At 37.2% G+C, this 23,442-nt stretch carries 27 protein-coding genes and 1 pseudogene; 22 read left to right on the top strand and 6 right to left on the bottom strand.

Annotated features, from left to right (window positions below; genetic code table 11):
- The first annotated feature begins 8 nt into the window (after positions 1-8).
- The 7 genes from gltD to H9635_RS08945 all read left to right on the top strand — a co-directional run bounded on the left by gltD (position 9) and on the right by H9635_RS08945 (position 7,552).
- Entirely contained in the window at positions 9-1,490 is a 1,482-nt protein-coding gene (gene gltD, locus H9635_RS08915) for a glutamate synthase small subunit (RefSeq protein ID WP_191699833.1), read from the top strand.
- Positions 1,491-1,803: 313 nt separating this feature from the next.
- The gene (sufC, locus tag H9635_RS08920; protein WP_191699834.1) at positions 1,804-2,586 is read left to right on the top strand and encodes a Fe-S cluster assembly ATPase SufC; all 783 of its coding nucleotides are present in this window, start codon (positions 1,804-1,806) and stop codon (positions 2,584-2,586) included.
- 18 nt (positions 2,587-2,604) lie between these two features.
- Positions 2,605-3,912 (top strand): Fe-S cluster assembly protein SufD, encoded by a 1,308-nt coding sequence (gene sufD, locus H9635_RS08925; RefSeq protein ID WP_191699835.1) that lies wholly within the window; start codon positions 2,605-2,607, stop codon positions 3,910-3,912.
- A complete protein-coding gene (locus tag H9635_RS08930) occupies positions 3,912-5,141 on the top strand; it encodes a cysteine desulfurase (protein WP_191699836.1) in 1,230 nt (409 codons plus the stop codon). Before sufD ends, H9635_RS08930 begins: the two co-directional genes overlap by 1 nt.
- The gene (gene sufU, locus H9635_RS08935) at positions 5,131-5,571 is read left to right on the top strand and encodes a Fe-S cluster assembly sulfur transfer protein SufU (RefSeq protein WP_191699837.1); all 441 of its coding nucleotides are present in this window, start codon (positions 5,131-5,133) and stop codon (positions 5,569-5,571) included. The genes H9635_RS08930 and sufU overlap by 11 nt, the downstream gene beginning before the upstream one ends.
- A 189-nt stretch (positions 5,572-5,760) precedes the next feature.
- Entirely contained in the window at positions 5,761-7,158 is a 1,398-nt protein-coding gene (gene sufB, locus H9635_RS08940) for a Fe-S cluster assembly protein SufB (protein WP_191699838.1), read from the top strand.
- Positions 7,159-7,408: 250 nt separating this feature from the next.
- Complete coding sequence (locus H9635_RS08945; RefSeq protein ID WP_191699839.1) at positions 7,409-7,552, top strand: hypothetical protein; 144 nt, start codon at positions 7,409-7,411, stop codon at positions 7,550-7,552.
- Between the two features lie 47 nt (positions 7,553-7,599).
- Here H9635_RS08945 and H9635_RS08950 read toward each other — a convergent pair whose 3' ends face one another.
- Positions 7,600-7,914 carry a thioredoxin family protein gene (locus tag H9635_RS08950; RefSeq protein ID WP_191699840.1) on the bottom strand — a complete coding sequence of 105 codons (315 nt, stop codon included), beginning with the start codon at positions 7,912-7,914 and terminating at the stop codon, positions 7,600-7,602.
- 114 nt (positions 7,915-8,028) lie between these two features.
- On the opposite strand from H9635_RS08950, the gene H9635_RS08955 reads away from it, so the two are divergent.
- The 6 genes from H9635_RS08955 (at position 8,029) to H9635_RS08980 (ending at position 13,734) form a co-directional block, all read left to right on the top strand.
- Positions 8,029-8,880, top strand: a complete 852-nt coding sequence (locus tag H9635_RS08955) for a DUF72 domain-containing protein (RefSeq protein WP_191699841.1) — start codon at positions 8,029-8,031, stop codon at positions 8,878-8,880.
- Between the two features lie 20 nt (positions 8,881-8,900).
- Positions 8,901-10,265, top strand: coding sequence for a bifunctional metallophosphatase/5'-nucleotidase (locus H9635_RS08960; RefSeq protein ID WP_191699842.1), 1,365 nt, complete (start codon positions 8,901-8,903; stop codon positions 10,263-10,265).
- A gap of 73 nt (positions 10,266-10,338) precedes the next feature.
- Positions 10,339-11,442 (top strand): HD-GYP domain-containing protein, encoded by a 1,104-nt coding sequence (locus H9635_RS08965; protein WP_191699843.1) that lies wholly within the window; start codon positions 10,339-10,341, stop codon positions 11,440-11,442.
- 40 nt (positions 11,443-11,482) lie between these two features.
- Entirely contained in the window at positions 11,483-12,277 is a 795-nt protein-coding gene (yunB, locus tag H9635_RS08970; RefSeq protein WP_404828846.1) for a sporulation protein YunB, read from the top strand.
- Between the two features lie 110 nt (positions 12,278-12,387).
- A complete protein-coding gene (gene lipA / locus H9635_RS08975) occupies positions 12,388-13,299 on the top strand; it encodes a lipoyl synthase (RefSeq protein WP_191699844.1) in 912 nt (303 codons plus the stop codon).
- A 90-nt stretch (positions 13,300-13,389) separates the two neighbouring features.
- On the top strand, positions 13,390-13,734 hold the full coding sequence (locus tag H9635_RS08980) for a YutD family protein (protein ID WP_191699845.1): 345 nt from the start codon (positions 13,390-13,392) through the stop codon (positions 13,732-13,734).
- Positions 13,735-13,777: 43 nt separating this feature from the next.
- On the opposite strand, the gene H9635_RS08985 is transcribed toward H9635_RS08980, so the two are convergent.
- On the bottom strand, positions 13,778-14,044 hold the full coding sequence (locus tag H9635_RS08985) for a DUF3055 domain-containing protein (protein WP_191699846.1): 267 nt from the start codon (positions 14,042-14,044) through the stop codon (positions 13,778-13,780).
- Between the two features lie 91 nt (positions 14,045-14,135).
- Between H9635_RS08985 and H9635_RS08990 the strand changes: the two genes are divergently transcribed.
- Together H9635_RS08990 and H9635_RS08995 are read left to right on the top strand one after the other, a co-directional pair.
- A complete protein-coding gene (locus H9635_RS08990) occupies positions 14,136-14,588 on the top strand; it encodes a DUF86 domain-containing protein (RefSeq protein ID WP_191699847.1) in 453 nt (150 codons plus the stop codon).
- Positions 14,588-15,352 (top strand): TIGR01457 family HAD-type hydrolase, encoded by a 765-nt coding sequence (locus H9635_RS08995; RefSeq protein WP_191699848.1) that lies wholly within the window; start codon positions 14,588-14,590, stop codon positions 15,350-15,352. The genes H9635_RS08990 and H9635_RS08995 overlap by 1 nt, the downstream gene beginning before the upstream one ends.
- A 25-nt stretch (positions 15,353-15,377) precedes the next feature.
- Here H9635_RS08995 and H9635_RS09000 read toward each other — a convergent pair whose 3' ends face one another.
- Complete coding sequence (locus H9635_RS09000) at positions 15,378-15,617, bottom strand: YuzB family protein (protein WP_191699849.1); 240 nt, start codon at positions 15,615-15,617, stop codon at positions 15,378-15,380.
- Between the two features lie 325 nt (positions 15,618-15,942).
- Here H9635_RS09000 and H9635_RS09005 point away from each other — a divergent pair, with 325 nt between their 5' ends.
- Complete coding sequence (locus H9635_RS09005; protein ID WP_191699850.1) at positions 15,943-17,010, top strand: NAD(P)/FAD-dependent oxidoreductase; 1,068 nt, start codon at positions 15,943-15,945, stop codon at positions 17,008-17,010.
- Positions 17,011-17,056: 46 nt separating this feature from the next.
- Here the strand turns inward: H9635_RS09005 and H9635_RS09010 are convergent, their stop codons facing one another.
- Positions 17,057-17,389 (bottom strand): YuzD family protein, encoded by a 333-nt coding sequence (locus H9635_RS09010; RefSeq protein WP_191699851.1) that lies wholly within the window; start codon positions 17,387-17,389, stop codon positions 17,057-17,059.
- Here H9635_RS09010 and H9635_RS09015 point away from each other — a divergent pair.
- A pseudogene (locus tag H9635_RS09015) lies at positions 17,388-17,710 on the top strand (NifU family protein). The gene H9635_RS09010 and the pseudogene H9635_RS09015 overlap by 2 nt on opposite strands.
- 104 nt (positions 17,711-17,814) lie before the next feature.
- On the opposite strand, the gene H9635_RS09020 reads toward H9635_RS09015, so the two are convergent.
- Positions 17,815-18,507, bottom strand: a complete 693-nt coding sequence (locus H9635_RS09020) for a DUF2225 domain-containing protein (RefSeq protein WP_191699852.1) — start codon at positions 18,505-18,507, stop codon at positions 17,815-17,817.
- Positions 18,508-18,714: 207 nt separating this feature from the next.
- Here H9635_RS09020 and H9635_RS09025 point away from each other — a divergent pair, with 207 nt between their 5' ends.
- The 5 genes from H9635_RS09025 to H9635_RS09045 all read left to right on the top strand — a co-directional run bounded on the left by H9635_RS09025 (position 18,715) and on the right by H9635_RS09045 (position 22,864).
- Positions 18,715-19,089, top strand: coding sequence for a HesB/IscA family protein (locus tag H9635_RS09025; protein ID WP_191699853.1), 375 nt, complete (start codon positions 18,715-18,717; stop codon positions 19,087-19,089).
- 156 nt (positions 19,090-19,245) lie between these two features.
- Positions 19,246-20,451: an EAL-associated domain-containing protein gene (locus tag H9635_RS09030; protein ID WP_191699854.1), complete on the top strand. Its 1,206-nt coding sequence runs from the start codon at positions 19,246-19,248 to the stop codon at positions 20,449-20,451.
- 155 nt (positions 20,452-20,606) lie between these two features.
- A complete protein-coding gene (locus tag H9635_RS09035; RefSeq protein ID WP_191699855.1) occupies positions 20,607-21,818 on the top strand; it encodes an NAD(P)/FAD-dependent oxidoreductase in 1,212 nt (403 codons plus the stop codon).
- 80 nt (positions 21,819-21,898) lie between these two features.
- Positions 21,899-22,396 (top strand): NUDIX domain-containing protein, encoded by a 498-nt coding sequence (locus H9635_RS09040; protein ID WP_191699856.1) that lies wholly within the window; start codon positions 21,899-21,901, stop codon positions 22,394-22,396.
- Positions 22,397-22,537: 141 nt separating this feature from the next.
- On the top strand, positions 22,538-22,864 hold the full coding sequence (locus tag H9635_RS09045; RefSeq protein WP_191699857.1) for a YuiB family protein: 327 nt from the start codon (positions 22,538-22,540) through the stop codon (positions 22,862-22,864).
- A gap of 53 nt (positions 22,865-22,917) precedes the next feature.
- Here the strand turns inward: H9635_RS09045 and H9635_RS09050 are convergent, their stop codons facing one another.
- Positions 22,918-23,409, bottom strand: a complete 492-nt coding sequence (locus H9635_RS09050) for a divergent PAP2 family protein (protein WP_318245194.1) — start codon at positions 23,407-23,409, stop codon at positions 22,918-22,920.
- Positions 23,410-23,442 lie beyond the last annotated feature (33 nt).

A 23,442-nucleotide genomic window follows, 5' to 3' on the forward strand; every position in this document is an offset into this window, starting at 1 on the left:
GTTCTAGCATGGGGAAAGCAACTGGATTTATGGAATTTAAGCGTGAAAAAGTACAGGAACAAGCACCACTAGAGCGCATCTCGAGTTGGAGCGAATATGCAAGCAAACTACCAGATGAAAAGCTTCAAACTCAAGGGGCTCGTTGTATGGATTGTGGAACGCCATTTTGCCATATGGGAATTGAAATTCGAGGTACAGCTGCAGGGTGTCCGATTTTTAATGTCATCCCGGAGTGGAATGATTTAGTTTATAAAGGGCAATGGAGAGAAGCACTGGATCGTCTTCATATGACGAATAACTTCCCAGAATTTACGGGGCGTGTTTGCCCTGCTCCATGTGAAGGGTCGTGTACATTAGCCATTACAGATCCGGCCGTCGCGATTAAATCAATAGAGCGTACTATTATTGATAAAGGCTTTGAAAATGGCTGGATTACACCGCGTATTCCAAAGGTACGCTCTGATTTTAAAGTGGCAATTGTTGGATCAGGCCCCGCTGGCTTGGCTGCAGCAGATCAGCTTAATCAGCTAGGGCATTCTGTAACGGTATTTGAACGTTCGGATCGCTTCGGTGGACTTTTAATGTACGGTATTCCAAACATGAAACTTGAAAAAGAAGTAATTGAGCGCCGTATTGACTTGTTGGCATCGGAAGGCATTTGCTTCGTAGCAAATACAGAAGTTGGGAAAGATATTACGAAAGAGCAATTACAGGCCGACTATGATGCTGTAATTTTATGTACAGGTGCACAAAAGCAGCGTTCGCTTCATATGGAAGGCAGCGATGCTGGTAACATCCACTTAGCAATGGATTATTTAACAGATGTAACGAAAAGTTTATTGGATTCAAATTTTGCGGATAATAAAGCACTGAATGTAGAAGGTAAGGACGTTATCGTTATCGGTGGCGGAGATACAGGTGCAGACTGTGTAGCAACTGCATTGCGCCAAAATTGCCGCTCAGTTTACCAATTCGGGAAACATCCTCAACAGGCGAAAGTTCGTACAGATGATACAATGTGGCCGAAAGACCCTAATATTTACACGTTGGACTATGCATACGCAGAAGCAGACGCCAAATTTGGTCGTGACCCACGTGAATATTGCATTCAAACAACAAAAATTGTTAAAGATGCAAAAGGAAATGTAAAAGAACTCCATACAATTCAAATGGAGAAGATTTTAGGAGAAGATGGTTTCCATTACTTTAAAGAGCTGCCGGGAACAGAGAAAGTGTGGCCGGCACAGCATGTATTTGTAGCAATAGGTTTTGAAGGGGCAGAAAAGGAAACGCCAGAACATTTCGGTGTGGAATTTACGAATAACCGGATTCGCGCATCCATTAAAGATTACGAAACGAATCTACCGGGAGTATTTGCTGCCGGTGATGCCCGCCGTGGTCAAAGTCTTGTTGTTTGGGCGATTAAAGAAGGACGCGGTGTTGCTGCAAGTGTTGATTATTATTTAAATGAATTAGTAGTAACAAGTTAATATAATTATATCAACACCATTTTCTTTTAAGAGAATGGTGTTTTAATTTATTATATAAAGGGTATGGTTGCGCCCAGCAATAAGTGAAATTGATTCTCAATTAGTGTTTAGCTATTGAAAAAATATAAAGCATAATTATTACTGTTTAAATAGTAGAAACAAACTGCACTAAAGCGTTTTAATAGATTGATAAGTATTTTTTAATTAAAATCATTCTAAACTATTTGCAACACACATTCATTTCGGGTAAGATTGGTTATGAACTTAATTTAGCATACAAAAAGTATGCAAATGAATATTTGGAGGTAATTTAATGGCAACTTTAGAAATTAAAGATCTTCACGTTGAAATCGACGGAAAAGAGATTTTAAAAGGTGTAAACTTAACAATCAACACAAACGAAATCCATGCAATCATGGGTCCGAACGGTACAGGTAAATCTACATTAGCTTCAGCAATTATGGGGCACCCAAAATATGAAGTAACTTCAGGTGAAATCATCCTTGATGGCGAAAACGTATTGGAAATGGAAGTTGATGAGCGCGCACAAGCAGGTTTATTCCTTGCTATGCAATATCCTTCAGAAATTCCTGGTGTAACAAATGCGGACTTCTTACGTTCAGCAATTAACGCGCGTCGTGAAGAAGGACAAGAAATTTCATTAATGAAATTCATCCGTGAATTAGATAAAACAATGGAATTTTTAGAAATGCCGGAAGAAATGTCACAACGTTATTTAAACGAAGGCTTCTCTGGCGGTGAGAAAAAACGTAACGAAATTCTGCAAATGATGATGATCAAACCAACATTCGGTATTTTAGATGAAATCGACTCTGGTTTAGATATCGATGCATTAAAAGTAGTTTCAAAAGGTATTAACGAAATGCGCGGCGAAGGTTTCGGCTGCTTAATGATCACTCACTATCAACGTTTATTAAACTACATCACACCTGACCATGTTCACGTAATGATGCAAGGTAAAGTCGTGAAATCTGGTGGTGCTGAATTAGCTCAACGTTTAGAAGCAGAAGGTTATGAGTGGATTAAAGCAGAACTAGGTATTCAAGATACTGAAGCAGTAACAGAAGAAGCATAATTAAGGAGGACGACAAAGATGACGGTTGAAACAAAATTAGCGTTATCAGTAGAAGAAGTACGCTCGTTCTCGCAAAATAACGCTGAACCAGCAGCATTTACTGATTTCCGTGTAAATGCAATGGAAAAAGCTGCTGAGCTTGACTTACCAAAACCAGATAGAACGAATATTAAAAAGTGGAACTTCATTGATTTCGCAAACCATACAGTAGAAAGCGCACCATTCACTTCATTGGAAGAACTGCCTTCAGAAGTGAAGTCAGTCGTAGATACTGAAACACAAGAAAATTTATATATCCAACGCAACAATACGCCAGCGTTTGTAAAATTATCGGAAGAACTAAAAAACAAAGGTGTTATTTTCACAGATATTCAAACAGCAATCCGTGACCATAAAGATTTAGTAGAAAAATACTTTATGACAACTGCTGTAAAAGTGGACGAGCACAAACTAACTGCCTACCATGCAGCACTAGTTAACGGTGGTATTTTCGTATATGTTCCACGTAATGTTGTAATCGAAGAACCGCTTCAAGTTGTATTTTTAAATGACAATGCAGAAGCATCATTATTTAACCACGTATTAATAGTGGCAGAAGAATCTTCAGCTGTAACTTATGTTGAAACTTATATTTCTACATTTGATGAAGCACATGGTCAAGTAAACGTTGTAACGGAAGTAATCGCAAAAGATAATGCACAAGTTACATTCGGTGCAGTAGATAACTTGGCACATGGTTATACTGCTTATGTAAATCGCCGTGGACATGCACTGCGCGATGCAAAAATTGACTGGGCATTAGGTTTAATGACGAACTCAGACACAATTTATGAAAATACAACAAATTTAATTGGCGATAACTCTACTTCAGATTTCAAAATGGTAACTGTAGGTAGCGGAGATCAAAAACTTAACTTTACAACTTTAATCCGTCAATGGGGTAAAAATTCCGATGGTCAAATTTTAAAACACGGTGTAATGAAAGATAAGGCACAATCAATATTTAACGGTATTGGTCACATCATGCATGGTGGTACGAAAGCAAATGCAGAGCAGGAATCTCGTGTATTAATGCTTTCTGAAGGAGCACGCGGTGATGCAAACCCGATTCTTTTAATCGATGAAGACGATGTAACAGCAGGACACGCAGCATCTGTTGGACGTGTTGACCCAACGCAACTTTACTACCTAATGAGCCGCGGTATTTCTAAACAAGAAGCAGAGCGCCTTGTAATTCATGGATTCCTTGCGCCAGTTGTTGCTCAATTGCCAATCGAAGGCGTTAAAAAACAGCTGACGGAGGTTATCGAAAGGAAAGTTCGATAATGATACCAAAAGAAATAAAAAGTTATTTTCCGATATTAAACCAGGAAGTTAATGGACATCCATTAGTTTATTTAGACAGTGCGGCTACATCTCAAAAGCCAATTCAAGTAATTGAAGCAGTGTCGAATTATTATAACCTGGATAATTCGAATGTTCACCGTGGTGTGCATACACTTGGAAACCGTGCAACAGATTCTTATGAAGGTGCACGTGAAAAAGTTCGTAAGTTCATTAATGCCAGTTCAACACAGGAAGTTATTTTTACGCGTGGTACTACTACAGCCCTTAATACAGTTGCCTCAGGTTATGGCCGTCAAAATGTTAAAGAAGGTGATGAAATTGTCATTACGTACATGGAACACCATTCAAACATTATTCCATGGCAACAGCTAGCAAAAGAAAAAGGGGCCGTATTAAAATATCTTAACCTTGAACCAGACGGTACAATTTCACTGGAAAAAGTACGTGAAATCATTACACCAAAAACAAAAATTGTTTCAATGATGTATGTTTCAAACGTATTAGGTACGATTAACCCGATTAAAGAGATTGCACGTATTGCACATGAAAATGGTGCTATTATGGTAGCTGATTTAGCACAGGCAGCACCGCATTTAAAGATAGATGTACAAGATTTAGATGTGGACTTTGCAGGTTTTTCAGGTCATAAAATGTGTGCTCCTACTGGAATTGGGGTACTATATGGAAAAAAAGCGCTTCTTGAAGAAATGGAACCAGTAGAGTTTGGTGGCGAAATGATTGATTTCGTAGGTTTAGAAGAATCGACTTGGAAAGAGTTACCGTGGAAATTCGAAGGTGGTACACCGATTATTGCAGGAGCAATTGGTCTGGGTGCTGCAATCGACTTCTTAGAAGAAATTGGTTTAGACAACATCGCAGCACACGAACATAAATTAGCAGGCTATGCGATGGATCAATTAGATACAATTGATGGTCTACAGATTTTTGGTCCACGTGACCCGATGAAACGTTGCGGACTTGTTACATTTAATCTTGACGATGTCCATCCTCATGATGTGGCGACAGTGCTTGATATGAGTGGTATTGCAGTTCGTGCGGGACATCATTGCGCCCAACCTTTAATGAAATGGCTTCAAGTATCAGCAACAGCACGAGCAAGCTTCTACATGTACAATGATGAAGAAGATGTTGATCGTTTAGTTGCAGGATTGCGCTCAGCGAAGGAGTATTTTGGCGATGTCTTTTAATAATTTAGATCAACTATATCGTTCCGTAATTATGGATCACTATAAAAACCCTCGTAACAAAGGGGCACTTGAAGAAAACAGTGTGACAATCGATATGAATAACCCAACTTGCGGTGACCGTATCCATTTAACACTGAAGCTAAACGATGGTATCGTAGAAGATGCGAAGTTTGATGGAGAAGGATGTTCAATCTCTATGTCTTCAGCATCAATGATGACACAAATCGTAAAAGGCAAAAAGTTAGATGAAGCTTTAGAATTAGCAGACATTTTCTCGAAAATGATGCTTGGCGAAGACTTCGATGATGAAAAATATGATCTTGGGGATGTGGAAGCACTACAAGGTGTTGCTAAATTCCCGGCACGTATTAAATGCGCTACATTAGCTTGGAAAGCGATGGAAAAAGGCGTAAATAACGAAAATAAATAATTTAAGTAGGCTAAAGTGCTTGTACAGCATTTTAGCACTTCTCATATTTATCCAGGTCAAAGCGCTAGCTGTTGTTCGGACGTTTCGATTCCTTCCTGCGTGTGCGAGCACACTTGTCAGGACTCTCCAACGTCCGTCACAGCTAAACGAGCGCTTGGACACTTTTAGTTAATGAACGGAGGAGACAACATGGCTAAAAAAATGCCTGAAATCGGCGATTACAAGTATGGCTTCCATGATAAGGACGTATCAATTTTCCGTTCTGAACGTGGACTTACAGCAGATATCGTTCGTGAAATCTCAAGTATGAAGGAAGAGCCACAGTGGATGCTTGACTACCGCTTAAAAGCTCTCGAAAAATTTTATGAAATGCCAATGCCTCAATGGGGCGGTGACCTAGCGTCATTAAACTTCGATGAAATTACGTATTACGTAAAACCATCTGAAGCAACAGAACGTTCTTGGGATGAAGTACCTGAAGAAATCAAAGCAACATTTGATAAATTAGGTATCCCGGAAGCTGAACAAAAATATCTTGCAGGTGTATCTGCTCAGTATGAATCTGAAGTAGTTTACCATAACATGAAGCAAGACCTTACAGATATGGGGATTATCTTCAAAGATACAGACTCAGCGTTAAAAGAAAACGAAGAAATCTTCAAAAAACACTGGGGTACAGTAATCCCTTATACAGATAACAAATTCGCAGCATTAAACTCTGCAGTTTGGTCTGGTGGTTCATTTATTTATATGCCTAAAGGCGTTAAATTAGATACACCACTACAAGCATACTTCCGTATTAACTCTGAAAACATGGGTCAATTCGAACGTACGCTAATCATCGTAGACGAAGATGCATCTGTACACTACGTAGAAGGTTGTACAGCGCCTGTTTACACAACAAACTCTCTACACTCGGCTGTAGTAGAAATCATCGTTAAAAAGAACGCTTACTGCCGTTATACAACGATTCAAAACTGGGCAAACAACGTATATAACCTTGTTACAAAACGTACAGTTGTTGAAGAGAACGGTACGATGGAATGGATCGACGGTAACATCGGTTCTAAATTAACAATGAAATACCCTGCTTGTATCCTTAAAGGTGAAGGCGCACGTGGTATGACACTTTCAATTGCTATTGCAGGTAAAGGTCAACACCAACACGCTGGAGCTAAAATGATTCACTTGGCACCAAACACTTCTTCAACAATCGTATCTAAATCGATTGCTAAGCAAGGTGGTAAAGTAACTTATTTAGGTCAAGTAAGATTCGGTAAAAACGCAACAGGTGCTCGTTCAAACATCGAGTGTGACACGTTGATTATGGATAACCAATCAACTTCTGATACAATTCCATACAACGAAATCTTAAATGATAACGTATCTTTAGAGCACGAAGCGAAAGTTTCTAAAGTATCTGAAGAACAATTATTCTACCTAATGAGCCGTGGTATTTCTGAAGAAGAAGCGACAGAAATGATCGTAATGGGCTTCATCGAGCCATTCACAAAAGAATTACCAATGGAATATGCAGTAGAAATGAACCGCCTAATCAAGTTCGAAATGGAAGGTTCTATCGGATAATACAATGTAAGCATTTGCCTCCTAACCAATTGGGGGCAAATGCTTTTTTTTTGGAATTTAGATAGAGAAATTCATTGAATTAGTAATAAAAATCGAAATCGCATTACTAAAAGCAAAATTGTGTTGAATTCGTGAAGAAAAAAAGTGCTTTTACGAGAATTTATTAATTAAATACTTGGCTGCCGTTTACAATAATTGTATTAGATGGAATAATGGGAATGTAGATTATATATAAAAGGAGCGAGCTATAATGGAAAACTTATTCTGGCCAATTACTTTAGGGGTACCTGCTGTAGTGTTAGTCGTAGCAGTAGCTGTTATATTTTGGGCATTAGGACAAAAAAAGAACAACAAACTTTGGAAAAACGAAGAGCACGAAGGTATAATCAAATAATTTAAAAATGCTTCAAACGGATAATACTTATCGTTTGAAGCATTTTTCTATTTGAGGTTGGAAATAAAGTTTTCAATTTCTTCCTGGGTTTTACGATCTTTGCTCACAAAACGCCCAAGTTCAATTCCATTTTCATAAGCTAAAAAACTAGGAATCCCGATAATACCTAAATCGATGCATAGATCTAAAAACTTATCGCGGTCAACTTTAACGAATTTGTAATTTGAAAACTTTTCAACTACTTCCGGCATAAACGGATCAATAAAACGACAATCGCCACACCAGTCAGCTGTAAATTCAAAAACGACGGCCGAGCTACTTTTAATTTGCTCAAATTCCTCGATTGATTGTAAGATATGCATAAACTGAACCTCCCTTTTCTACTATTATTGTAGGAATTAAATCATTTTGCAATGTATCAATATATATATGATCAATATGTTGTACAATACAATAAATTAAAGAGGTGAATTGAAATGATTTCAATTGGCTTAACTGGTTGGGGCGATCACCCAGATGTCTATAGTAAAGTGACGGCAGCAAAAGATAAATTATTTGATTATAGTGGGCATTTTCCGGTTGTAGAGTTGGACACCTCCTTTTATGCAATACCGTCAGTAGAGAATGTAGAAAAATGGTGCAAAGATACACCTGATAACTTTAAATTCGTTATTAAGGCATATCAAGGGATGACAGGTCATCTACGGGATGAATTACCGTTCGAAACGAAAAATGATATGTTTAATGCATTTAGAAAATGTGCCGATACATTTAAAAGGCATGGAAAGCTGGCGATGGTGCTTGTGCAGTTTCCTCCATGGTTTGACTGTCAAAGAAAAAATGTACTATATATTCGCTATATAAAACAACAACTAATAGATTATCCAATTGCGATTGAGTTTCGCAATCAAACTTGGTATAGTCCCAAAACGAAAGAAAAGACACTTCAATTTTTAAAAGAAAATCAATTTATCCATACTGTTTGTGATGAACCGCAAGCGGGAAGTGGTTCAGTACCTTTTGTACCTGTTGCTACCGACAATAAAGTGCTTCTTAGAATACATGGTCGAAATGTACATGGCTGGCGTAATATTGGGCACGGGGAAAATTGGAGAAAAGTTCGATTTTTATATGATTACAATGAGGAAGAATTGCAGAAACTTGCGGAAGACATAAAAGATTTAGAGGCACAGTCAGAGCATGTTTATGTTTTATTTAATAATAATTCCGGTGGACATGCAGCAAAAAATGCAAAACGGATGCAGCAAATCTTACAGATTGAATTTGGTGGACTTGCACCAAAACAGCTAGGATTTTTTGAAGAGTAAAAGAGAGCGGGGTAGCAAAAGTGCGAGAATTAATTCATTTTTTTCATACGAATGATTTGCATAGTCATTTTACGTATTGGAAGCGCAGTCAATCGTTTATACAGATGCAACGCAAAATGCTGTCCGATCGAGGGGAAACAAGCTTTTTAGTGGACTTAGGCGATCATCTAGACCGTTCTAATTTGTATACAGAAGCAACATTGGGCAAAGGCAATATTAAAATGCTGAATGAGGCGCAATACGATGTTGTAACAATAGGGAATAATGAAGGAATCACACTTCCTTACAATGTCCTTTATCATTTATACGATGATGCTGAATTTGAAGTAGTGGTCGGCAATCTTTACTCACAATTTGAAGAGAATCCAAGATGGATGAAGCCTTATACTATTTTAACAACAAGGTATGGCACGAAAATTGCAGTAATTGCGGCGACAGCTCAGTTTGACCTATTTTATAAGGAACTTGGTTGGGAAGTGACAACACCTCGTGCAGAGCTTATAAAATTGGCTTTTAAATTAAAAAAACAAGCAGATATCATTATCTGTATGTCCCATTTAGGAATTACAGAAGATGAGTTGTTAGCACAGGAATGTCCGATTATTGATGTAATCTTTGGCTCGCATACACATCATGTATTTGAACAGGGGCGCCTAGAAAATAATGTCCTTTTAACAGGGGGCGGTAAATTTGGTCAATATACGGGGCAGTTAGAGATAGAGTTTGACCATGCCACACGGACATTAACCGAAAAGAAGGATCGCCTGTATGAAAATGCTCTTTTACCTGAAGTTGAAAATGAAGGGGAATGGTTAATCCAATTGCAAAAGGAAGCCAAGCTCCTACTGGATAAACCTGTATTTACATTAACAAAATCGTATAATAAAGAATGGTTTCACCGCTCTCAATTATCCGATTTATTTGCAGAATGTATGTACGATTATACAGGAGCAGATTGTGTCATGTTTAATGCAGGAATTTTCGTTGACAAATTGCGAAAAGGACTAATTTCTACATATGATATTCACAAAATTCTGCCTCATCCGATAAATATATGTGTCATTCAAATAACTGGTAGTGAATTAAAAGAAATATTCCTTCAATTTGAAAATGAAGAGTGGTCTCGCCTTGAATTAAAAGGACTAGGCTTTAGAGGAATTATCTTCGGGAAAATATTGAATTATGGCATTGAAATTACGAAGCAACGTGAATTGTTCATTAATGGTCATCTCATGGAACCTGATAAGGTATATCGATTAGCTACGTTGGATTTATTTACGTTTGGCTATTTTTTTCCTAGTTTTAAATATGCGAAGAAGGAATATTACTTACCAGATTTTATAAGAGATGTATTTAAAAACTACTGTATGAAGAAATTTCAGTGAAAATTTATATATTTCTCCCCCATTAAACGTGAATATGAAATGTACGTAATTTTAGATTGGAGAAATTAAACAAATGCGATTAATATCGATTAATGTTTTGAGAGAAGGTATGGTAGTAGGGAGGACTATATGGAATGAAGCCGGGCATCCACTCCTCCATAAAGATGTAACTGTAACAAAAGGGATTGTTGAAAGGCTGCGACAACTTAATGTTCAATACTTATATATAGATGACAGCCTTTCAAAAGGAATAGAAATAGAGGAAACAGTTGAACCGAAGAAGCGTATTGAAGCAGTAAAAAATATGACAAAAGCATTTGAACATGTAAAACAGGCCAAACCAAATCAGGCCTCGTTTGTACTCGATCAGCAATCTAAAGTAATCGGCTTAATAGTAGATGATATTATGAATTCTATTATCAATAGTGATGATGTATTAATGGTGCTGACAGATGCCTATTTATATGATGAATACATTTATCAGCACTCCTTTCAAGTAGCAATGTATTCGATAGCCATTGCAAAAGAGATGGGTTACACTTATGAAGATATTCGATTGATTGGAATTGGGGCACTTTTGCATGATGTTGGGAAATTGCTTATTCCTATTGAGATACTATTAAAGCCAGGTAAATTAACGGATAGTGAGTATGAAGAGATAAAGCGTCACGCTCAATATGGATTTGACATATTGCGTAACCTGCACAGTCTGTCTTTACTTGTAGCGCATTGTGCGTTTCAACATCATGAGCGAATTGATGGGAGTGGCTATCCACGAGGGATAGTGGACCATGAAATTCATCCATTTGCGAAGATAATAGCAGTTGCAGACGTATTTGATGCATTGACATCTAATCGAGTGTATCGAAACAAAATGCTACCGACAGAAGCAATTGCCATCATCGTTAAAGATGATGGGATAAAATTTGATACAAAGGTAGTGGAGGCTTTTAAAAGAAGCATAATTCATTATGCGAACGGAACCATTGTATTGCTGACAGATGGACGACGTGGAATTGTATCAAAGCAAAACTTAATCGACGTAACCCGTCCGTGGATTCGGGTTTTCGAAGAAGATGATAAGTTGTTGGGTGCTACATATGAAATATGCTTGAGTGATTACCCGGAAATCTACATAAAAAATATTGAAACAGAATTTGCTGTATATGTTGAATAAAAAATCCTCCTTCTCATATTTTAAGAGAAGGAGGATTTATTTGCGTTTTCGTAAAAGAAAGTGGAGGTCAAATTCAAAACCAAAGTCAAAGTCATATGGCAGAAAAAAAGGTAGAATGCATAACATTGTTACGATAGTTGTCGTAAGTATTGTTGGAATGGTTTGTATTAGTATATATGTATTAAATGAAAGATTAATGCCGACATATTTGCAATATGCCGAAGTACAGACATATAAAGTTGCCTCGTATGTCGTAAGTAAAGCGATCAATTCAAGAACGTCAAGTGTTCTCGATGTGAATGATATTATTGTAGATTTACCGACTCAATCAACAGATATGATTACGACAAAATTTAATACGGAAATTATTAACCAAGTGCGCGCAGAAACAACGGCATTAGTAAAGGAATATTTAGAGCAAGCAGAAAATGGGGATTTATCGCATTTGCCGAATTTGGAAAATGTCGAATATGATGTCGGGAAGATGGAGGCTGGAGACGGAATTGTATTTTTTGTGCCATTAGGGCAGGCTCTTAATGTTCCTATAATTGGGAATCTAGGACCAAAAATACCTATACGTTTTCACATTATTGGGAATGTACATAGCAATGTTGAAAACACTGTTAGTGAATTTGGAATAAATAATGCTATTGTAGAAGTGAATTTATTTATTGAAGTAAACGTTCAGATAATTGTCCCATTTGCAAGTAAATCTGCATCCGTAGAGCAGAAAATCCCAGTTGCCATCGGTTTAGTACGAGGAACCGTTCCTCATATTTACAGCGCGGGTGAAGGTGCACAACCTTCTATAGAAGTACCTATCCCTTACGATTAACCCTAATTTTGAAAAGTTGCAATTATAAGAATAGTGTGTTGTTGGAAAGTATTTAATATGGTAATCTGACATCATAACAACGTAGTAGTTGAGTGAGGGGAGTAAGTGAAATGACATCTTGTAAACCAACTAATCTGAAGGAAGAACATGTACGTAAGCCGGAATGGTTAAAAATTAAGCTGAATACGAATGATGAGTATAAGGCATTAAAAAAGTTAATGCGGGACAACAATTTGCATACTGTATGTGAAGAAGCACGCTGTCCGAATATTCATGAGTGCTGGGGTGAGCGCCGTACAGCTACAATGATGATTCTTGGCTCTGTATGTACACGTGCCTGTCGCTTCTGTGCAGTTAAAACCGGATTACCAAATGAATTAGATTTGGCAGAACCAGAGCGCGTAGCAGATTCAGTTGCATTAATGAACTTAAAACACGTAGTAATTACGATGGTAGCCCGGGATGATTTAAAAGATGGCGGTGCTGAAGTTTTGGCGGAAACGGTTCGCGCGATTCGTCGTAAAAGTCCATTAACTTCAGTGGAAGTGCTGCCTTCTGATTTAGGTGGTCGAGAAGAAAGTCTACGCTTACTTATGGATGCAAAACCTGATATTTTAAATCACAATATTGAAACCGTACGTAGCTTAACACCACGTGTACGTGCGAAGGCAACCTATGATCGGTCATTGGAATTTTTACGTAAAGCAAAAGAGATGCAGCCAAATATACCGACAAAGTCATCATTAATGATCGGCTTAGGGGAAACGATTGAAGAAATTTATGAAGTAATGGATGACCTGCGTGCAAACAACGTAGATATTATGACGATTGGGCAATATTTACAGCCGACAAAAAAACATTTGCCTGTAAAGAAGTATTACTCTCCAATCGAATTTGGCAAGCTACGTAAAATTGCCATGGAAAAAGGCTTCAGTCATTGTGAAGCAGGTCCGTTAGTCCGCAGTAGCTACCATGCAGACGAGCAAGTAAATGCTGCTGCAAACCATAAAGTAGAGATCTGATGAGTTTGCTGTCTTTTTGAAATTTTATAGTGAATATTGCTTTCATGGTCAATATTCATTAACATGGAAATAAGATAGGTGGTGTCTAGTTTGATTATTGCGGAAGGTTATACTTATGAATTGATTGAAAATGTGCGGGAAGGGTTTCAGGAAGAAGCATTTCTGACGCGTTATTCAGATATTTTAACGAAATATGATTATATTGTTGGTGACTGGGGTTATGGGCAGTTACGTTTAAAAGGTTTTTTTGATGATAAAAATCAAAAATCAACATTTGACACAAAAATCAGCACAATCCAAGATTATTTATACGAATATTGTAATTTCGGCTGTGCATATTTTATTGTTCAAAAAACCGGTCGCGCAACAGAAGTGAAAAAAGAGCAAGAAACAGAACCAATTGTAGATGAAAAGGTTGCGGAAGTAACTGAATAAATGAAAAACGAGGAGACGTTTTAATACGTTTCCTCGTTTTTTTTTAGCTTAATAGCTCACGTAAATATTCACGCAAATCTTCAGTATCAGCTTCAGTACGGTTATAAACATGCTCTAAATAACCTGGTTCCTCTACATCATCAGCTCCGATAATAGCAAATCTTCCAAACTGAATATCTAGCACGAGAACCTTCCCAAAAAAGCGACTGCTTTGTAAAATCGCTAAATCATAACGTTGCGATTTACCGGCAAAACTAACAAAGCGCGTTTTTGTGTCTTCTACATCATCATATAAGAAAAATCGTTCCATTTTGTTTTGAACCCCTTCCATCTCTAAAGAATATGGTACTATATAAGGGAAAACACTATCAACTTTTATTGATTGAATGGAGGCTTTATCTATGTACTTCGTAGATAGAAATAAAATTACAAACAACTTATCACATTTAGATGAATTAATATCAATTTTTGAATCAACGGACAACTGGTTAGGCGATGAAATTCATAAACTTGCTTTACAGCGTATCGGCCATAATGTGATGGAAGCGATGATGGACGTTGGGAACCTTGTAATCGATGGCTTCATTATGCGTGATCCAGGTAGCTATGAAGACATTATTGATATCTTCGTTGATGAAAAAGTAATTACGCCTGAAATGGATGCACCACTAAAAGCAGTAGTGGGATTACGTAAAATGATTGTCCGTGAATTTATCGCAGTAGATAATGAAGAAATATTAACAGTGTTAACTTCAAATTTAAGTGCGTTAAAACAATTCTCAAGTAAAGTTGAAGATTATTTATTAAATGAGTTAGGTCCAGTTTCAGCATTTTTACCTGAGGACCATGCATAATGTTAGCTTATAAAGCGTACTGCTTTGATTTGGATGGAACAGTTTACCGCGGTAAAATGGGCATCGAATCTGCAGTGCAATTTATCCATCATCTTCAAAGACAGGGAATTGAGCCTTATTATTTAACGAATAACTCGTCAAAAACGCGGGAAACATTACAGCAACTGCTAAAAAGTGTAGGTATTGAAGCACCACTTCATCATATATATTCGAGTTCATTAGCAACAGCAAAGTACGTTGCAACCATCTGCAAAAATAATAAGGTGAATGTCGTTGGGGAAGCAGGTATTCGTACAGCTTTACTTGAAGAAGGATTAGAAATAACGGAGGAACAAAGCGATGTACTTGTAATGGGCATTGACCGCCAAATAAGTTATGAAAAGCTTGTTAAGGCAAGTGCCTATATCCAAAATGGTGCAAAGTTAATCGGGACAAATGAAGATATCAAATTTCCAAATGAAAATGGTTTTGCACCTGGCAATGGTTCGTTTGTTCATTTAGTTAGCAATGTGGCTGGGGTAACACCGTTATTTATCGGAAAACCTTCACCAGTAATGCTTCAAATCATTGCGGACGAGCATCAATTTAAGAAAGAAGAAATGGTTATGATAGGCGACAATTATGACACCGATATTTTATGTGGCATACATTTTGGTTGTGACACAATTCATGTCAATACGGGTGTAACGCCTACAGAAATTGTAAAACAACAGGCACAGCTACCCACTTATTGTGTAGAGAATTTAATTGAGCTATTAAAATAACAAAAAGAAATCCGGTGTGGGTAGTTTACCACATCGGATTTTCTTCGATATATTCATAAATGCGCTTCGTCAGTTCTTCTGGTGTATCCGCCTCGACTAAATCACCATTTACAACCGCATAAAAGCATTGTGCACATTTTGTACAATAGCTTAAGCAACCATATTCCAAAACATCTATATCAGGGTCTTGTTCTAATTGTTCATATGTTTGTTGTGCACCATTTGCTAAGTTACTAATACAAAATTCGACTAATGGATTTAACATATCGTCACCTCACTATTAGTCATGCTACTTTGTTTTTTTATTAACGTCAATTGCTCTGTTTCATAATATATTGCTATGTGAATTAATTCACAAAAACTAATTTAATGTATTGTGAAATTTATCACAAACAGTTATAATGTTTATGGAAAGTTTGTGAACAAAACTATTCTTCGTACAGTAAGCGTTCTATTTCGTACTGAATGAAGGTAGAGCTTCTGACAGGCGTTGGAGATTTATATAGATTTTTTTGGGGTAAACTAGAAAAAAACAGACACAATTACGCGTAGGTGTAATTGATTAATTACAGAATATGAGGGAAATTGCTATGCAGAAATTAGTATTATTAGGTGGCGGATATGGAAATATGCGAATTTTGCTTCGTTTATTACCAGGCTTACCGGCAGATGTAGAAATTACATTGGTGGATCGTACACCTTTCCATAGTTTGAAAACAGAATTTTACGCACTTGCAGCGGGTACTTCTACAGATAAAGAAATTCGTGTTGCGTTTCCGGAGCATGAGCGGTTAAATCGTGTATATGGTGAAGTTGTTCGTATTGATCGTGAAGATAAAAAAGTATATTTGGAAGATGGACAGGAACTGGCATATGACCAGCTTGTTATCGGTTTAGGCTGTGTTGATAAATATCATGGTGTCCCAGGCGCTGATGAATTCACATATAGTATTCAAACTATCGCAAAATCACGCAAAACATTTGAAAAGGTTTGCGGTTTAGCTCCTGGCTCAACTGTAGCAATTATCGGTGCAGGACTTTCAGGAATTGAGCTTGCAAGTGAATTACGCGAAAGTCGCTCAGATTTAAAAATTAAATTATTTGACCGTTCGCACCGTATTTTACGAGACTTCCCAGAAAAGTTAAGTGAATACATTAAATCATGGTTCGAAAAACATAATGTTGAAGTAATTGCTGAATCTAATATTACACGTGTAGAAGAAGGTCGTCTTTACAATCACGATGAAGTTATTGAAGCGGATGTAATTGTTTGGACTGCAGGTGTACAACCTGTAAAAATCGTTCGTGAATTGGATGTAGAAAAAGATAAATTTAATCGCCCAATCATTACAGACCATTACCATGTAGTTGGCGATGAGGATGTATACGTAGTAGGAGATTGTGCTTCTTCTCATTTACCTCCAACAGCCCAATTAGCCGAGGAACAAGGTGAGCGTATTGTAAAAGTACTAAAAATGCGCTGGAAAGGCGAGCCACTACCGGAAAAGCTTTCAGAAATCAAAATGAAGGGCTTTATGGGCTCCTTGGGTAAGAAGCAAGGCTTTGTTCATTTAGCTGATACAACGGTAACAGGACGTATTGCACGCCTAATGAAGTCAGGTCTTCTTTGGTATTATAAACGTCAAAACGATAATTAATAATAAAAATGCCTCTCTAGCAAAATTATGCTAAAGAGGCATTTTCTTACTCTGCAATTGGCTCAAAGCCTGCTGCTTCAAGTGCTGCAAATACAGGTTTAATTTGTACATAACCTTCTCCGACAACTTCATCATTTACTAAAACCAGTGGATAGAAAAATTCATCTTCTTGTATGCGATTTGCATAATCTTGATCACGCTCGTTATCAATTGTACCTTCAATGTCGATATAACGAATCGTAAACGGTTGTTCAGGATATTTACGTGAGATTGCAGCTTGAAGCCATTCGTATGTATCTTTAGAAGAAGGTGCGTTCACACAGCTCGCACAAATGATATTTGCGCCGAAAACTTCAATAATTGGCTGAGATTGTGACATGGGAATTCCAACCTTTCGCTATTCAATAATGGATTTTTTTGCTCCTTCACATTATAATGATTTTAATGAAGGGAGTCGAGCAAAATGACAGAAACAGAACAATATGCACAAGTACAGGAAGTTTTAGATAAATTACGCCCGTTTTTATTACGCGATGGCGGAGACTGTGAATTAGTTGATATTGAAGAAGGTATCGTAAAGCTGCGTTTACTAGGCGCATGCGGTAGCTGCCCAAGTTCTACAATTACGTTAAAAGCAGGTATCGAACGTGCACTATTAGAAGAAGTGCCAGGTATTGTTGAAGTAGAGCAGGTATTCTAATTAATGGTATTATCCTTTAGATTAAGGGGTATCCCATTTTGCGGAAAATAGCAAAATAGCATGAGCTGCCTTAAATTTAAATTTAAGGCAGCTCTATATTTTTTTTATAGGGGCATTTTTTCACGTTCTTCTCGGACCAATTCCCATTGCTCCTTGGCCATCTCTATAAGTTTTGCTTCGCCACCTACACGCTGACTTTCGATAACGCGTGAAAAGAAGCGAGTTGCATTTTGATAGTCGTTGATTCGACGTGATAATTCAGCAATCATATACATAATACGTATGGAAGACATTTGTGTACCCGAAAAATCTTCCGTCGAGAAGCTTTCCATATAAAAATCACGTGCCATTTTAAGAAAGCGTTGTTCTTGCCCAGTATTATTGATGGAGCGGTATAACCATGCAAGTCGTAGGGTCAAACCAGATATAATAACAAATTTTTCTTTTTTAATAGTTGCACATAATAAAGCAAGTTTATATGCCTGGATGGCATCGAAAACCGTACGCTCACTTTTAAAATTGTGTGGTATCCAATTATTAGAAATTTGAATAGTGATTTGTTCTTTGACACCCGGGGCAAAATATTTATTGAAGTCTTCCGTAAAGGAAAATCCACAATGCTGACAAACGAATACATTATAGTATAATGCGTTGACTTGATTATCTGCATATATTGGGTGAAAATCGGATTCGGTATGGTCAACTTTTATGGATTTTGAACGCACTTTTAATGTAGGGAATTTTTTTTTGCAATTTAAGCATTCAACATCTTTTTCATAGTATGGGGAAATTATCATAGGTCACATACCTCTCGCATAAATAATAACTATATTATAGCAAGGGAATTACAGGAATAGTGATAAATTAACTGAATTATTATGAATTTTTTAGGTATTTTATCCTCCAGTAATAAAAGTGCTGTAGTAAAATACTTGGACTAGGCAGTTTTGTTGTCAGATACGTTTTACAATTGATATGATAAGTAAAGAAAGTAGGTGACTGAAATGGCAAGTGAAAAACAAGTAATTATATTAACAGAAGCGGCCTCATTTCAAGTCAAAGAAATGATGGTCCAAAACGAAGAGGAAAATGCGAGCTTGCGTGTAGCCGTAAAAGGCGGGGGCTGCAGTGGTCTTTCATATGGTATGGCATTTGAGCAAACAGTTAATGAAGACGACTTCGTTGACAACCAATACGGGATTCAAATTATCGTATCTAAAGAAGATGCGGGTATTTTACAGGACACTAAAATTGATTTTAAACAATCATTAATGGGCGGCGGTTTCACAATCGACAACCCGAACGCACTTGCTTCATGCGGATGCGGCACAAGCTTTAAAGCGGCTGCACGTCCAGCAGTAGAGCAACCATGTGAATAATAATTAAAATGACTAAGTCTTTAGCAATAAATGCTAAAGGCTTTTTTTGAATTCTTATATCTCCTATAACGGTACTATGTTTTAGTGTATACTTTTGTATTATTATAAGGTTTGAATTATTATAATAATAAAACCATACTGCTAGGGGGCAATGAGGTGAGTGTATTAGAGTTATTGGATAAGCTGGATCAAATCGAAATTTTATATGAGCCGATCTATAGTGCAGATGGACATCGCGTAATTGCATACGAAGTAATTGGTCAAGTAGAAAGCGAAAACAAGATAATTAATATCGAAAAATTCACATACGAAAAAGATGTGCCTGCGGATATTAGAGCAGAAATTGAGCTATTATTTGTCCGGAAAACTTTACAGGCAGTTGCACATTTAATCGATGATTTTGGTTTATATATTCCTTGTAACCCTGAGTTGCTTATGCTAGATTTTGGAGAAAACTATTTTTCAATGTTAAAAGAAATAGTTGTAGAATCGAATTTATCGAATATTACACTTGTAATGACCGAGCATAAATTTGATGGGGAGACCAACCAACTCCAACATCTAATCCGTTATATAAAGACATACGGCGTGAAAATTGCATTTGCAGATGTCGGGTCTCAAACGCAGCTTGAAAATATCATGTTGCTCGAGCCATCCATTTTAAAATTGAATGTAGGTCAGCTAAATTATAATTTGTGGGGTGCTCAAAATCACGCATTCTCTACGATCCGTACTCTTGCTGTTAAGATGGGCACTCAATTATTAATTGAAAATATCGAAACAGTATACCAATTACAGCATGGATGGAAAAACGGGGCACGTTACTATAAAGGACCTTATTTACAACTCCCACAGAAGAAATTACATGCACGTGATTCATTAAAAGAGCGTTTCCGCAAAGAATGTGAGCAATTTATCGCTACAGAGAAGAAGCAGCTTCTACATAAATATGACGAAATGAAGCGGCTTGAGCGAGTAATCTGTACAATTGTGGAACAGTTAAATCCTACAAGTATGCAAAACGAAAAATTATTGGAGTTGGCAAAAGCTCTGGAAGATTGTGCATTCCGACTTTATATTTGTGATAATAATGGTTTCCAAACATCACCGAATATAAGTTGGAAAGATGGTAAGTGGGAAATGCATCAAGAAACAATAGGGAAAAACTGGAGCTGGAGACCATATTTCCTATTGAACATTATTAAAATGACAAAAGATAACCAGGGAGAATTGTCAGGTGTATATAGCGATATTGAAACAGGTGAGCTAACGCGTACCTACTCGATGGCAATTGCCAATGAAGAATTTTTATTTATTGATATCAAATATGACTATTTATATGAGCATAATATCGTTAATTAATAGAGTACTATTTACTGATTTGTTTGAAATAACCAATAAAAAACGCTAGTATTAAAAGTAGTAATTTCGTAAAAAAATAGCACATTCTAGCGTACAGAAAATAGAATTATTCTAGTACTTGCGCTAGTACATTAAAATTAAGGGGGTTTTGATTGGTGAAAAGACCGACAATTTTAGTATTAGGTGCAGGTTATGGTGGATTAACTACTATTGTTAATCTACAAAAGCTTGTCAATGCAAATGAGGCAGAAATCATTTTAGTAAACAAAAATGACTACCATTATGAAACGACATGGTTGCATGAAGTTGGGGCAGGTACGATTTCTCCTGACAAAGCGCGCTATCCTATTTCAAAAGTAATTAATCATAACGTAACCTTTGTAAAAGCTAATGTTGAAAGCATCGATGTCAATACAAAATTGGTCGGTACTTCTGCCGGTGATTTTTCGTACGATTATCTAGTCATTGGATTAGGGTTTGAAGGTGAGACATTCGGTATACCTGGATTGAAAGAGCATGCTTTATCATTAACCAATATTAATACAGCACGCCAAGTCCGCGAGCATATCGAATATCAGTTTGCTTCATGGACTTTGGATGAAGTAAAAGACGATAGCAAATTAACAATCATCGTCGGTGGTGCAGGCTTTACAGGAATCGAATTTTTGGGAGAACTGGGTAACCGCATCCCTGAGCTTTGTAAAGAATTTGATATACCTCAAGAAAAAGTACGTTTACTCTGTGTCGAGGCAGCATCGACAGTATTACCAGGATTTGATCCGGAATTAGTCGATTATGCGAAAGCACAATTATCAAAAAAAGGCGTAGAGTTTTCGATTGGTACACCAATTGTTGAAGCAACAGCAGAAGGTGTTAAAATTAGAAAAGATGAAGAGGATTTTGAGTTTATTAAAGCAGGGACTGTCGTATGGGCAGCTGGAATACGCGGAAATGCTTTAGTGGAATCAAGTGGTCTCGAGTCCAATCGGGCGCGTATTGCAGTTCGTGAAGATATGCGCGCACCAGGCTTTGATGATGTATTTATCGTAGGGGATTGTGCATTTCTTCTAAATGAAGAGGCGGGGCGTCCTTATCCGCCAACTGCGCAGATTGCGATGCAGCAAGGTGTTACTATTGCAAAAAATATTAAACATTTAATTAATGAAGAGCCGACAGAAGTATTTGTATACGATGATAAAGGTGCTGTATGTTCATTAGGGCATGAAGATGCTATTGGGACTGCATTTGATCGTAAATTTACTGGTAAGCCAGCCTCTGCATTAAAAAAAGTAGTTGATGACCGTGCACTGTATTTAGTTGGTGGTGTAGGCTTAACACTGAAAAAAGGGAAATTTAAATTTTTATAATCTAACTTCAAACTTGCAAACGAGTGTGCAACACTTCTTTTGCAAGTTTTTTTATCAGCATAACAAGGGGGATTTCTATTATGAAAAAGGACAGAGGGAAAGTATGGCTTGGAGTTGCTGCCATTGTTGAGAACCAAGCGGGGGAATGGCTGCTCGTAAAAAAGACTTATGGTGGGCTTAAAGGGGTTTGGTCACTGCCAGCTGGCTTTGTACAGGAAGCAGAAACGGTAACAGCTGCAACTACGCGTGAAGTTTTGGAAGAGACAGGTATCATTTGCAAAGTAAAGGGGTTGGCAGGATTTCGCTCAGGTGTGATATTAAATGATATTAGCGATAATATGGCTATTTTTCATTGCGAGCCAATCGATAATATTCAACAGTTCGTATTGCAGGAAAAAGAAATTATCGAAGCCTGCTGGATGGCACCAACAGATATCGTACAGCATGAATTATCTTCCGTCATGTTAAGGGAAATGGCGCATCAGCAAGTTGTTAGTCATATTCATCCAATCATCGAAGATATTAATCCCGGAGATGTATTTGGCTATAGCGAATATCATTTATTTTTCAAGAAATAATAACTGCTAAAATAAAAATACTATTAACTTTATGGAGAAGTATTGACAATTTTAATCTCCTGTTCATTATTTTGGATGTTGAATTGAAAGTACCCACTATATCATGTAAAATTATGAGAGATTATTGGGGGTATACATAACATGAATGATGTTTCATTAGTACAGTTAATCATTTCGATTGTTTTATTTTTTGTCATGTTTTTCGGAATCGGATTTTTATTGAATATGTTATTGCGTATGACATGGTTAATGGCCATTGTTTATCCGATTGTCGTAATTTTTATTATTGATGAAGTTAGCTTTTTGGATTATATCTTTAAACCTAGTATGGCATTTTCTGCACTAGTAGATAAAGTTCAGGCATTACAGCTCGTAGATATTTTAATTTTAGCGGGTGGCTTCGGAGGTGCAATAGTAGCTGGATTTGTTATGATTGCTCTTCGAAAGGCCGGTTATCGAATGTTTTAAAAATAAAAAATGGATCTGTTAAAGGTAATCTAATCTTTTAACAGATCCATTTTTTATAAACCTTGAACACTATACCACACAACTGCAAGCACTATTCCCGCAAGTCCCCCGATAAATACTTCGCTTTTTTTATGACCTAATAACGTTTTTAAATCTTCTATTTTTTCCTGTTCATTCATTTCAGGCCAACGCTTGATTTCATCGAAAAATAACTGAAGGTCATGTCGGATTTCGTTTAAAACTGCTGCATGTTGTCCAGCTTGAAAACGTACATGGCTCGCATCATACATTACAATGCCAGCTAACATTGCAGCAACAGCAAAAGTTACAGAATCAAAACCTGCTTCTATACCAACTGCAGTGGCGATGCTCGTTACAGCAGCAGAGTGGGAACTCGGCATCCCCCCTGTAGAAGTTAATAAGCTCCAGTCGAACTTTCTAGTAACAATAAAATTTATCGGAACCTTTAATATTTGTGCAAAAACAATTGCGAAAATCCCGAGCCAAAGTGGCGTATTTTGCAGAAGTTCGATAATTACACCCACTTTCTCATAATTGCTGTAATTATACCATTTTTC

Source organism: Solibacillus faecavium (genome assembly GCF_014836905.1).
Classification (GTDB): Bacteria; Bacillota; Bacilli; order Bacillales_A; family Planococcaceae; genus Solibacillus; species Solibacillus faecavium.